A 12,253-nucleotide genomic window follows, 5' to 3' on the forward strand; every position below is an offset into this window, starting at 1 on the left:
CCCATTTTTTTAGATAAAACAATATGCCTGAATATCAATACCCGGCCGAACCGGTTTTTTATCAAGAAGAAATAAAGAAAAGTACATTTATAGTGCACATTGCGCATACTCCAGACCTCGCGTGTGCAAAAGCGTTTATTAAAGAAATACAAGATAAATACAGTGACGCGCGTCATAACTGTTGGGCACATGTTGCAGGAAACCCTGGCGGGAGTCATGTTTATGGCTTTTCGGATGATGGTGAGCCCAATGGTACGGCGGGTAAACCCATGCTTAATGTGCTGACAGGTTCAGGTATCGGTGAAATTACTGCGGTAGTAACACGCTACTTTGGAGGAATTAAGCTTGGTACGGGGGGACTTGTGCGCGCATACGGTGGCAGTTTAAATAACGCTATGCGCGAGCTAAAAACTGTGACTAAAGTACCGAGTGTTGAACTTATAGGGCAAAGTGACTATAGCGCACAAGGTGCAATTGAGCAGTTACTAAAAAGCCAATATCAGGTGTTAAAAATAGACAAGCAATTTGCCGAGAACATTACTTGGCACATTACCATTGATAGCCGCCAAGCAGAGCAGGCAATCACTGATGTACACGAACTTACTCATGGCGCCGTTGAGCTAAAAATGGGAAAAGGATGAGTAAGGAAAATAAATACATAGCGTTTACTTACAATTAAGCCTGTAAGACAATAAACTGTATTAGCTAAATCATTTAATAAGAAAGCGATACGCCTAGATGCAATTTCGTACCATAATAAAAATTCTCGGCCAGCTGGTGGCGTTATTTAGTATCACGATGGTCCCACCGGCACTGGTGTCTTTAATTTATAAAGACGGTGGGGGTGTGCCGTTCGTTCTTGCGTTTATTTTTAGCGTTGTTATTGGTTTAGCTGCATATTACCCAAACCGTCATGAGCATGGTGATTTAAAAGCCCGCGAAGGCTTTTTAATTGTGGTGTTGTTCTGGCTGGTACTTGGCAGCTTTGCTGCTGTGCCTTTAGTGTTCTTACAGGAACCAAACCTATCTCTCGCTGACTCGGTATTTGAGGCCTTCTCGGGGCTGACTACCACAGGAGCAACCGTTTTAACGGGAATTGAATACTTACCCAAATCAGTGCTTTTTTATCGTCAGCAACTGCAGTGGCTAGGTGGTATGGGGATCATTGTATTGGCCGTCGCTGTATTACCGATGCTAGGTGTTGGTGGTATGCAGTTATACCGTGCTGAAACTCCAGGGCCTGTTAAAGACTCGAAAATGACCCCGCGGATTGCCGATACCGCCAAACACCTTTGGTACATTTATGTGTCGCTGACCATCGCATGTACGCTTGCCTATTGGGGAGCGGGTATGGATTGGTTTGATGCGATTTGTCATGCTTTCTCAACCATCGCAATTGGGGGATTCTCTACATACGATGCGTCTATGGGGCAATTTGACAGCCCATTAATAAACTTTATTTGTGTGGTGTTTTTGCTGATTGCGGCGATTAACTTTTCGTTGCACTACGCTGCGGTCTCCTCGCGCAGTATTCGTGTTTACTTGCGCGACCCTGAATTTAAAGTGTTTTTACTTATTCAGTTAGCGCTAGTGATTATTTGTTTTACGGTACTCTCTTCTAATAATATTTATGCAGATGGTGATGAAACGCTCGATCAAGCAATGTTTCAAGCTGTCTCTATGAGTACTACCGCGGGCTTTGCGACAGATAATTTTTCTGCTTGGCCATTGTTCTTACCTATCTTACTTATTTTTTCGAGCTTTATCGGCGGCTGTGCGGGCTCGACGGGCGGCGGTATGAAAGTTGTAAGGGTTTTCCTTCTGTACTTGCAAGGGATACGTGAATTAAACCGCTTAGTTCACCCGCGGGCTATATACTCTATAAAGCTCGGTCGTAAAGCGCTCCCCGATAAAGTGGTCGAAGCCGTTTGGGGGTTCTTTTCTGCTTATGCACTGGTTTTTGTTATTATCATGCTGGCCTTAATGGGCACAGGCATGGACAATATAAGTGCTTTTTCAGCGACGGCGGCGTGTTTAAACAACTTAGGCCCAGGTTTGGGTGAAGTCGCGGCGCATTATGGCGCAATATCTGATACGGCAAAGTGGTTGTTAACAATCGCTATGGTGTTTGGTCGTCTTGAAATATTCACTTTATTAGTTTTATTCACCCCAACATTCTGGCGCGGTTAAGGTTTTATTTGGTTATTTTTCAAGGAGTAGAGAAACAATGCCAAAAACGCAGCAGCAACTTAATTTAGAAAAACTAACCTATATACCCGCAGGGAGTGTGGTCGATGTTGAAATAATAACTGCGACAGAAAGTAAGCGTGTCAAAATTGAATTTATTGGCTTACTCAACGAGCAGTACATCATACTTAACTATCCCCCTGTAAAACGTTTGCCGAATGCGGGTGACTTTATCAAAGAGGGGGTTATGGTGATTGTTCGGGCTGTTTTAGAAAGCGGGGGTGGGCAGGTTATTGCATTTCGTCAGCAGATAAAAGCCGTTGCTTCACACCCTTGTCGATTGATATTTTTACATTTTCCCCAACAAGTACAACTCTTTAGCTTACGCAGCGAAGCGCGGATCCCCACTTTGTTTCCCGCCAAGCTTGTTATAGATGAACAGGTATATGAAGGCGTAATTAAAGACATTTCACTTGCCGGTGTGCAATTTGAGATTAACAGCGAGGCCGACCTTAGTCATTTGAAAGCACAAGCGTGTCAGGTGGTGCTCAGCAAACGGGAATTTACAGGCAAGGTATGCAGAGTCCGCAAACGAGAGTCGGGCTATCAGTTCGGTGTGCAGCTCAATACCAGTGAAAATGAAATGAACGTCTTTATGAAAGAGCACCTCATAGACCTTTCGGTATTAGAGATAACGAGTTAACGAGCATTGATTCGCCATTTTGCAACAAAATGACTGTTTTTCACTTTTTCTCTAAAAATTAATCAAAAATAATCAATATAAATATATAAAACCCATTTAAATCAGATGATTAAGCGTTAAAAATATTTTTATTTTTTTTGAGGCGTGTTGTCATTCATCTACGGTTTAGCCCCCATACGCAATATTTTCTCTGTTTTAGTGACAAGAAACGGCGGATGTCTCTGTTTTTGCTTTTTTAACTTATTGATTAATAGATAAAAAATTTTCTCACCTCATTGCTTGTTGCTAAAAAGCAACAAAATAACAGCCAGTTTTCCCCTAATTTACCACAATATATATTTAACCTCATGATTTATAGCGTTTTTTAAACTTTGGCATTGAAGTTGAAATAGTTAAAGCGAACACAGAGAAAGTTGATTTAGGAATTAGTCCTCTATCGCAGTTTAGACAACATTGAAGGAATAGTGATTATGAAAACGTTACACAAAACATGTGCACTTATCGCCCTTGTCGCTTCATCAACTGCATTTGCAGCGGTGGATTTTGAAACGCTAGATGTCGATGGCGATGGAGCAATCAGTAAAAGCGAAGCATCTGTAAGCTCACCGTTAATGAGCCAGTTTAAAGAGCTTGATACCGACGGTAATGGCGAACTATCAAAAGAAGAGTTCGCGAAAGCATAATTTCAGTGTAAGGACACATTGAAAAGGACTTCTTACTTAAAGCTACTATTTGAAGGATTACATTATGAACACAGTAAATAAAACATTAGCCCTTGTGGCACTTATCTCTTCATCAGCCGCATTTGCGATGAGCGATTTCGAAACGCTAGACGTTGATGGCAATGGCGTTATTAGCCAAAGCGAAGCATCCGTCGATGCAGAGCTAATGAGTAAGTTTAGCGAATTAGACACTGACGGTAACGGTGAGTTATCAAAACAAGAATTTTCAAAAGCTTAATGAAATTAAGCAAGCCAAGTTATCTAGCTGATTAGTTCTGAGCTGCCAAAGACAGCCTAAATGGATAAGGGAATCCATGACAAAGAACAACTAGGAGCGTGTGATCAGCTAACACTTTTTTAGTTAAATATTGAAGGAATATGATTATGAAGACAGTAAATAAAACACTAGCCCTAATTGCACTTGCATCTTCTTCAGCTGTTTTTGCTGCCACTGACTTTGATACATTGGATGTAGATGGCGATGGTGTGATAAGCAAAAGTGAAGCATCAGTCGACGCAAAAATCATGTCACAATTTAAAACACTGGATGTCGATGGTGATGGCGTACTGACTGAAACAGAATTTTCAGCGGCCGAGTAACAAAGCCAATTTCCACTAAACAGGGATCTCAGAAACGGACTTCACTCTTTTCAAATTTTGAGGCAGTTATTATGAAACACATCAACACAACATTGGCTATTTTAGCATTAGCAACGTCATCAGCAGCGTTTGCTCAAGGCGTCAGTTTTTCTACATTTGATACCAACGGCGATGGCGTGATCAGCAAAGAAGAAGCATCTGTAAATATGCAGCTTGAAAAACTATTTCCTGAGCTTGATAGCGATGGTAACGGAGAGCTTTCAAAAGAAGAGTTCGCACAGATTCAATAGGTTCGTAACCAGAGACTCTGGTTAACTACTTTCACTTCAAGAGTCGTAAAGCAGCCGTCATGGCTGCTTTTTTATTTTCATGTTTTTGGTCTATAAGAAAATAGCGCTAACTTGGAACAGCTTTTCAACAACCGTGATGTGTTTCTTGTCGATTAGGAACATGATCACATGGTCACCCGACTGAATCACCGTATCATCATGAGCAATGAGTACATCGTCATTACGCACAATTGCACCAATAGTGGTGCCTGCGGGTAGCTTGATATCGGCAATCGCGCGGCCAACAACTTTCGATGTATGTTCATCGCCATGGGCTACGGCTTCAATTGCTTCAGCCGCGCCTTTACGTAATGAATAAACGTTAACGATATCACCGCGGCGAACATGCGTTAACAGAGCTGAGATAGTCGCTTGTTGTGGTGAAATGGCAATATCTATTTCACCGCCTTGAACGAGGTCAACATAGGCGCCGCGTTGGATCAGCACCATGGTTTTTTGTGCGCCCATGCGTTTAGCAAGCATGGCCGACATAATGTTTGCTTCGTCGTCGTTTGTAACAGCAATGAACACATCAACTTGTTCAATGTGCTCTTCTGAGAGCAGTTCTTGATCAGAGGCATCACCACAGAACACAACGGTATTGTCGAGTAACTCAGAGAGCTGTGCCGCACGTTCTTTATTACGCTCAAGAAGTTTAACACTGTGATTTTTTTCTAGTGAGCGCGCCAAACCTGCACCAATATTACCCCCACCTGCAATCATGATTTTCTTGTATGAGCGTTCAAGTTTTTGCAGCTCATTCATGACCGCTCGAATGTGTTTTGTTGCGGCGATAAAGAACACTTCATCGTCAGCCTCAATCACGGTTGTGCCGAGTGGTTTAATTGCTTTACCTTGTCGGTAAATTGCTGCTACACGGGTTTCTACATTGGGAATATGTTCTTTCAATGCCGACAGCGCATACCCAACTAATAAGCCACCATAGTAAGCTTTTACTGCAACCAGTGATAACATACCATCAGCGAACTGCAGCACTTGTAAAGCACCCGGATAGTCTATTAATCGACGAATATACTTAGTCACTAAGGCTTCTGGAGCGATGTAGTGATCAACCGGTAAGTCGTCATTATGGAACAGCTTTTCGCGGTACTTTAAGTATTGCTCTGAGCGAATACGCGCAATTTTGGTGGGCGTATTAAAAATACTGTAGGCGACTTGGCAGGCAACCATGTTCACTTCATCTGAACTGGTTACCGCAATAATCATATCGGCGTCTTCTGCGCCTGCGCGACGCAGTACATCTGGGTGAGCACTGTGACCAGTAACCCCCTGTAGATCGTACTTATCTTGCAGCTCGCGTAAGCGGTTACCGTCGATATCAACCACTGTGATCTCGTTTTGCTCACCAACGAGGTTTTCTGCTAATGTGCCGCCGACTTGTCCGGCACCGAGTATGATTATTTTCATGGTGTATTCTTATGAATGTTTTTTAACTAGCTTTGCATAGTAGAAACCATCGCTCTCACCCGGTAGCAATTGCAAGCCAGGTAACGTTGGAGTATCGTTTTCATGCAGTGGTATATGCTCTGCATTGCTGTTGTTAGCAAGAAACGTGGCAACTTGTTGCTGATTTTCTTGTGGTAACACTGAGCAGGTTGCATACACTAACGTACCACCCGGTTTAAGCAGAGGCCAGATACTGTTGAGAATATCACCTTGTAAGTGTGCAAGGTCTTCAATATCTGACGCTCTACGCAACCATTTAATATCAGGGTGGCGACGAATAACACCGGTGGCAGAACAAGGCACATCAAGTAAAATTCGATCGAACTGCTTTTCGTCCCACCAAATATGCGGCTGTGATGCATCGGCACACTGCAAATCAGCGGCAAGGCCAATACGTACTAAATTTTGTTTTACACGCTCTAAGCGTTCACTGTCGCTATCTAGTGCTAATACATCGGCATCAGCAAGCTCCAAAATATGGCAGGTTTTACCGCCTGGCGCTGCACAGGCATCAAGAATCAGCTCATCATCTTGTGGATCTAAAAAACGTGCTGCTAACTGCGCCGCCGCATCTTGAACAGAGCATGCACCTGTTTCAAACTCAGGTAAAGAAAATACATCGCATGGCTTGGCAAGTTTAATACCATCTGGAAAATCAGCATTGAGGCTGTGTTCAATGTCATTTGCTTTGAGCATGTCGCTGTATTCTTGCGTGCTATATTGTGCTTGATTTACACGTAACCACATTGGAGCTTGTTGTTGGTTTGCTTCAAGAATATCTTGCCAGTTATCAGGGTAGGCTGCTGTAACGTGCTTAATAAACCACCCTGGGTGGTTGTATTGGCAAACAGGGATTTGCTTGGCTTTTTCTTCAAGCTCGGCTTGTTCACGTTGGAAACTTCGTAAAATAGCGTTAATTAAGCCTTTTAAACCTAGCGCACGCATTTGTTGTAATGCATTAACGGTTTCACTAATAGCAGCATGCGGTGGAACACGCATATGCTGAAGTTGGTAAATGCCCACATACAGCAAGAACTGGAAAATACGGCGCTTGCCTTTTAGCGGTTGATCTAAAAGTTGCTGACAGTAATTTTCGAGGCTAGGTAAATAACGCAGCACACCGTAGCAAATTTGTTGTAGTAAGGCTTTATCTTTTGGCGATAAACCTTGGCTTGCAAAGGGCAATTCTTGGTTTAACGATGCACCTTTATCAACCACGTTATACAGAGTTTCAGCAGCAAGTGCTCTAACATTACTCATTGTTTTGCCCTAATACTGAGCCAGGTTCAACCCAGTCGCTGCGGCCATTTAAAAAATCGCTGACTGCCATTGGTTTTTTGCCTTGAGGTTGAAGTAGGGTGATCTTAAGTGCATCTTGACCGCAGGCAACGGTAATACCTTGCTTATCTGCGGCGATAATTTTACCTGCTTCAGCGGTGTGAGAGACGATTTCAGCCTGCCAAATCTTTACCGTTTGACCTGCCATTTGGGTAAAGCAAACAGGCCATGGATTAAAGGCGCGAATATTACGCTCAATTTGTGCTGCGTCCTGGGTCCAATCAATGTTTGCTTCGTCTTTAGAGAGCTTTTTCGCATAATTGGCAAGATTGTCATCTTGTTTTTCAGGTACTATCTCACCGGCAGCAAGGCGGTTTATCGTACTAATGAGCGCATCAGGTCCAAGTGCCGCAAGCTTGTCGTAAAGTGAACTGCTGGTTTCTGCGCTATCGATTGGACAGCGACTAATATGGAGCATATCGCCGGTATCTAAGCCTTCATCCATCTGCATTATGGTTACGCCAGTTTCACTGTCGCCAGCCCAAATTGCACGTTGAATCGGTGCTGCACCGCGCCAACGCGGTAAAATCGAACCATGAACATTTAAGCAACCAAGGCGAGGTGTCTCTAAAACTGCTTTAGGTAGCAATAAGCCATACGCGACCACAATCATGATGTCGGCGTTAAGGGTTTGTAGCTCAGCGAGCGCCTCATCTGACTTAAGAGACTCAGGTTGAAAAACGGGTAAATTATGAGCAACAGCCAGCTCTTTTACTTCGCTTGCTTTTAGTTTTTTACCGCGACCCGCAGGGCGGTCTGGTTGGCTGTACACGCCAACAATGTCATGCTCTGAATCAATCAGTGCTTGTAAATGGCGCGCAGCAAAGTCTGGCGTACCAGCAAAAATAATGCGTAATGGTTGTGTCACAGAAATTCCTATCGATAAACTTATTATTTAGCAGCGAGCTTTGCTTCTTTTTCAAGCTTTTTACGGATACGTTGGCGCTTTAATGGCGATAAATAATCAATAAACAGGGTGCCTTTAAGATGATCAAGCTCATGCTGAATACAAATAGCCAGTAATTCATCAGCATCTAAACTGAATGCTTCGCCATGTTCGTTAAGCGCTTTCACAGTGACTGTTTCTGCACGGTCAACTTTCGCATATGAATAAGGAACAGATAAACAACCTTCTTCGCTCACTGTTGAGCCATCTTTTTGAGTTATTTCTGGATTAATTAATACCAGTGGTTGGTCACGTTCTTCAGAGACATCGATGACCACGATTCGCTGGTGGATATCTACTTGCGTAGCTGCTAAGCCGATACCGTTTTCGTCATACATCGTTTCAAGCATATCTTTGACGATTTGACGAACTTCGTCGTTTACTTCTGGTACTTCTTTCGCGATTGTACGTAAACGCTCATCCGGAAATCTTAAAACTTCTAACCTAGCCATAGTTACCTTTTACACTTGTGATTCATTTAGGGTATTGTATGCTCTTATTTTAGCCATTCGTGTTCACCTTTAACAGGTTTTGGTTGATAATAATCTAAAAACAACACAAGGAAGCCAAATGAGACATCCATTAGTTGCGGCTATGTTAGCCATTAGCTGCGCTTTTACAGCATCTGCTGATGTGTTAACAATAAAAAAAGATGCTCCAAAACAATATGTTGTGAAAAAGGGTGATACGCTTTGGGACATTTCTGGCGTGTATCTCAATGAACCATGGCAATGGCCTGATTTATGGCAAATGAATCCGCAAATTGCTAATCCACATTTAATCTACCCCGGTGATGCGCTCACTTTAATCTACGATAAAGATGGAAATCCGCGTCTCGTGAAGAATGCGCGCTATAAAAAGCTGTCTCCTGAAGGGCGAATAACTCCGAAAGGTAAGCAAGCCGTACCGACTTTACCCCTGGAATTATTGCGTCCTTACTTAAGTTATGAGCAGGCTATTAGCGCGGATGTGATTGCTGAAAAACCGTATATCTTAGGTGCCAGCGTTAATACTAAAATGAACACGATGGATCATATTCTGTACGTAAAAGGGGACTTAAACCTAAATGAAGCGTATGCAGTATATCGTAAAGGCTCTGAGTTAATTGACCCGACTTCACAAGAAGTGTTGGCTAATAAAGCAGAGTTGGTCGCCATTGTGCGTGCATTTAGAAGCGGTGATGTTGCTAATGGGATCCCGGCTTCAGTGAAAATTGAGTTGATTAAACAAGAAATTAGACCAAATGATTTTTTGATGCCAGCAATGGATGGTCAATTGCTGCCGGCATACTTCACAATGAAACGCCCTGATACCACAATGAATGGCACAATTATTTCGTCTGCCACTGAACTTCGTGAATTTAGTACAATGGATATTGTTGTGCTAAATTTAGGGTCAGACCAAGTTAAACCTGGTTTTGTACTTGATATTCAACGTCAGTCTCCAGAAGTGTTTGATGGCGCAAATGGTCCGCGCTATCGCGAAGATTCAACCAGCCTTGAAAAGTTAATCACTGATACGAATGACTTTTTAGGTGTAGAGGCGGACGAAGACAGTAAAGTATGGCATATGCCAAAGGAGAAAGTCGGTGAGCTAATGGTATTTAAGGTTTACGATACCGTCAGTTATGCACTGATTGTAAAAAATCAGCATCCTATTAGAGTTGGAGATTATGCAGTCATAAACTAACTCCTCTGAGGACGCTCTAAGGAGGGAGCATGGAACAGTATTCAGGCAAGCTAGCTCACTGGCTTGCCTTTTATTTATGTAAAGGGATAGGGGTTAAAACCCTTATAGCGCTAAGCCAAAAACACGAACTGAGTGAACTCTTCGCTCTGACTAACGCACAATTGCAGAGTTTAGGCTTAACACAAAGCCAAGCTAATAACCTCACCAATACCGATTGGCATCAGGTTGAACATTACCAAACCCTTATTAAGCAACAGCAATTAACTGTAATTTGTTACTTTGATGATTGCTATCCGCCTTTATTGAAACACATTGCCAGTGCGCCTTTACTGTTATTTTGTTTGGGTAACGTTGCATTATTATCGTCGCCACAAATAGCAATAGTGGGCAGTCGCAATGCAACGCCTACGGGGTCAGAGATTGCCGCTGAGTTTGCGCATCAGTTGTCATTACTCGGTATGACGATAACGTCGGGTATGGCGCTGGGGATTGATGGAGCAGCGCATAAAGGGGCTTTAGCGGGAAGTGGTAATACAATTGCAGTGCTTGGGACGGGGCTTGATATTGCCTACCCTAAACGTCATAAATTATTAACTAAGCACGTGGCAGAACGCGGCTTGTTGGTGTCGGAGTTTTTGCCAGGAACCGCTGCCAATGCGACAAATTTCCGCGTCGTAATCGCATTATCTCTGGTTTGTCATTAGGGGTATTAATTGTAGAAGCGCAAATAAAAAGCGGCTCTTTAGTCACTGTGCGTTATGCCTTGGAGCAAAATAAAGAAGTGTTTGCAGTACCGGGTTCAATTAAGAATCCTCTCTCAGAGGCGAGTCACTTTTTAATTAAGCAAGGTGCTAAATTAGTTGAAAATGTGAGTGACATTCTTGATGAAGTGAGCTTTTTTTGTGAAAACAGTCTATATAATATAGAACAGCCTATTGCAGATGAACTCGACTGCCCAGTGTTCAAAAGTATAGGGTTTGAGGTAACCAGCGTGGATGTAATAACTCAACGCAGCCAACTACCAATCGATGAAGTACAAGCTCGGTTACTTGACCTAGAGCTCGCCGATAAAGTCGAACGAGTGCTAGATGGTTATATAAGACTTGGAGGACATAAATATGTTTGACATCCTCATGTATCTTTTTGAAAACTATATCCATAGCGAAGCTGAAATCTTCACGGAAGAAAACGAGCTCACCGATGAGTTGGTGCGTGCTGGTTTTAACAAACCTGAAATCTACAAAGCACTTGATTGGCTTGAGCAGCTCGCAGATCTGCAACAAAGTGATGTGTGCCCTTATTTAAATGCGCAGCCACAACATGCTACGCGCATCTACACAGATAGCGAATGCCAAATGTTGAGCACAGAATGCCGAGGCTTCTTAATGTTTATTGAGCAAATCGGTGTCATCAATACAATAACCCGTGAAATGGTTATTGATAGATTGTGCGCCCTTGATAAACCATTTATCCATTTAGAAGATTTAAAATGGGTGGTGTTAATGGTGCTATTTAATGTGCCCGGCTCAGAGCAAGCATATGCGCAAATGGAAGACCTGATCTTTGACGAACCAGCCGACGTGCTTCATTAATGCATTGCCGCTGGGAGCATGGTGGCTCGTCGCTTTCGACTTTGCTTGTATCTTTGCTGAGTTTGGGTATATTAAGCGAAAATTAGCCAGCCTCACAGGAATCTTATGAGTAAAATCGACCATTCTCTTTTTTCTGCAGATAAACATGCGTTAGAAAAAGAGTATGAGGTTTGCCCTAAATGTGGTTCTGAATTGGTTATGCGACACTCTAAATCAGGCCCATTTTTAGGGTGCGCCAGTTACCCTAAATGCGACTATATTCGCCCACTTGCTCATCATGACAGCCAGCAAATTAAAGTACTCGAAGACAGTGCATGTCCCGAGTGTACTAGACCGCTTGTGATCAAGAATGGTCGTTACGGTATGTTTATAGGGTGTACAGGTTACCCTGACTGTCACTACATAGCGCATGATGAAGATGCTGACGATGCACCCACTTTGCCCGCGTGCCCTAAGTGTAAAAAAGGGCAGTTGGTTGCGCGTAGCAATAAATTTGGCAAGACCTTTTATTCCTGTGACTGCTACCCTCGATGTAAATACACACTGAACCATAAACCCGTTGCTCAGGTATGCCCAGCGTGCCAGTGGCCTGTTATGACTGAAAAGAAAATGGCCTCGGGTGTTGTGCTACAATGCCCTCAGAAGTCGTGTATGCACAAGCTTATAGAATCTTAATACAC

Annotated in this window: 14 protein-coding genes and 1 pseudogene; 11 read left to right on the plus strand and 4 right to left on the minus strand. The window is 43.0% G+C overall.

The features are described 5' to 3' along the window. Window positions 1–23 precede the first annotated feature (23 nt). The 7 genes from H3302_RS00065 to H3302_RS00095 all read left to right on the plus strand — a co-directional run bounded on the left by H3302_RS00065 (window position 24) and on the right by H3302_RS00095 (window position 4,502). Window positions 24–641 carry a YigZ family protein gene (locus H3302_RS00065; protein ID WP_036973675.1) on the plus strand — a complete coding sequence of 206 codons (618 nt, stop codon included), beginning with the start codon at window positions 24–26 and terminating at the stop codon, window positions 639–641. Between the two features lie 97 nt (window positions 642–738). Next, on the plus strand, window positions 739–2,190 hold the full coding sequence (locus tag H3302_RS00070; RefSeq protein ID WP_036973674.1) for a TrkH family potassium uptake protein: 1,452 nt from the start codon (window positions 739–741) through the stop codon (window positions 2,188–2,190). A 37-nt stretch (window positions 2,191–2,227) separates the two neighbouring features. Further along, window positions 2,228–2,890, plus strand: a complete 663-nt coding sequence (locus tag H3302_RS00075; protein ID WP_036973673.1) for a flagellar brake protein — start codon at window positions 2,228–2,230, stop codon at window positions 2,888–2,890. A 470-nt stretch (window positions 2,891–3,360) separates the two neighbouring features. Next, window positions 3,361–3,573: an EF-hand domain-containing protein gene (locus tag H3302_RS00080; protein WP_036973672.1), complete on the plus strand. Its 213-nt coding sequence runs from the start codon at window positions 3,361–3,363 to the stop codon at window positions 3,571–3,573. A 64-nt stretch (window positions 3,574–3,637) separates the two neighbouring features. Beyond that, window positions 3,638–3,850 carry a calmodulin gene (locus tag H3302_RS00085; protein WP_036973671.1) on the plus strand — a complete coding sequence of 71 codons (213 nt, stop codon included), beginning with the start codon at window positions 3,638–3,640 and terminating at the stop codon, window positions 3,848–3,850. Between the two features lie 146 nt (window positions 3,851–3,996). Next, the gene (locus tag H3302_RS00090) at window positions 3,997–4,212 is read left to right on the plus strand and encodes a calmodulin (protein ID WP_036973670.1); all 216 of its coding nucleotides are present in this window, start codon (window positions 3,997–3,999) and stop codon (window positions 4,210–4,212) included. 71 nt (window positions 4,213–4,283) lie between these two features. Then, window positions 4,284–4,502, plus strand: coding sequence for an EF-hand domain-containing protein (locus H3302_RS00095; RefSeq protein WP_036973668.1), 219 nt, complete (start codon window positions 4,284–4,286; stop codon window positions 4,500–4,502). 90 nt (window positions 4,503–4,592) lie between these two features. Here H3302_RS00095 and trkA read toward each other — a convergent pair whose 3' ends face one another. From trkA to def, 4 genes are read right to left on the minus strand one after another with little or no spacing between them, the layout of a single operon-like run. Further along, window positions 4,593–5,969, minus strand: a complete 1,377-nt coding sequence (trkA, locus tag H3302_RS00100) for a Trk system potassium transporter TrkA (RefSeq protein ID WP_036973666.1) — start codon at window positions 5,967–5,969, stop codon at window positions 4,593–4,595. 9 nt (window positions 5,970–5,978) lie between these two features. After that, entirely contained in the window at window positions 5,979–7,268 is a 1,290-nt protein-coding gene (rsmB, locus tag H3302_RS00105; RefSeq protein WP_036973662.1) for a 16S rRNA (cytosine(967)-C(5))-methyltransferase RsmB, read from the minus strand. Beyond that, window positions 7,261–8,214 carry a methionyl-tRNA formyltransferase gene (gene fmt / locus H3302_RS00110; protein WP_180311265.1) on the minus strand — a complete coding sequence of 318 codons (954 nt, stop codon included), beginning with the start codon at window positions 8,212–8,214 and terminating at the stop codon, window positions 7,261–7,263. Before fmt ends, rsmB begins: the two co-directional genes overlap by 8 nt. A gap of 23 nt (window positions 8,215–8,237) precedes the next feature. Beyond that, the gene (gene def, locus H3302_RS00115) at window positions 8,238–8,744 is read right to left on the minus strand and encodes a peptide deformylase (protein WP_036973660.1); all 507 of its coding nucleotides are present in this window, start codon (window positions 8,742–8,744) and stop codon (window positions 8,238–8,240) included. Between the two features lie 118 nt (window positions 8,745–8,862). Here def and H3302_RS00120 point away from each other — a divergent pair, with 118 nt between their 5' ends. From H3302_RS00120 to H3302_RS00135, 4 genes and pseudogenes are all read left to right on the plus strand, one after another. Then, on the plus strand, window positions 8,863–9,981 hold the full coding sequence (locus tag H3302_RS00120; RefSeq protein ID WP_036973657.1) for a LysM peptidoglycan-binding domain-containing protein: 1,119 nt from the start codon (window positions 8,863–8,865) through the stop codon (window positions 9,979–9,981). 29 nt (window positions 9,982–10,010) lie between these two features. Then, window positions 10,011–11,107, plus strand: a pseudogene (gene dprA, locus H3302_RS00125) (DNA-processing protein DprA). Further along, window positions 11,100–11,573, plus strand: coding sequence for a DUF494 family protein (locus H3302_RS00130; RefSeq protein ID WP_036973655.1), 474 nt, complete (start codon window positions 11,100–11,102; stop codon window positions 11,571–11,573). The pseudogene dprA and the gene H3302_RS00130 overlap by 8 nt, the downstream one beginning before the upstream one ends. Before the next feature lie 105 nt (window positions 11,574–11,678). Then, window positions 11,679–12,248 carry a type I DNA topoisomerase gene (locus tag H3302_RS00135; RefSeq protein WP_036973654.1) on the plus strand — a complete coding sequence of 190 codons (570 nt, stop codon included), beginning with the start codon at window positions 11,679–11,681 and terminating at the stop codon, window positions 12,246–12,248. The last annotated feature ends 5 nt before the right edge of the window (window positions 12,249–12,253 follow it).

The organism is Pseudoalteromonas sp. MT33b, from assembly GCF_014117385.1.
Classification (GTDB): Bacteria; Pseudomonadota; Gammaproteobacteria; order Enterobacterales; family Alteromonadaceae; genus Pseudoalteromonas; species Pseudoalteromonas lipolytica.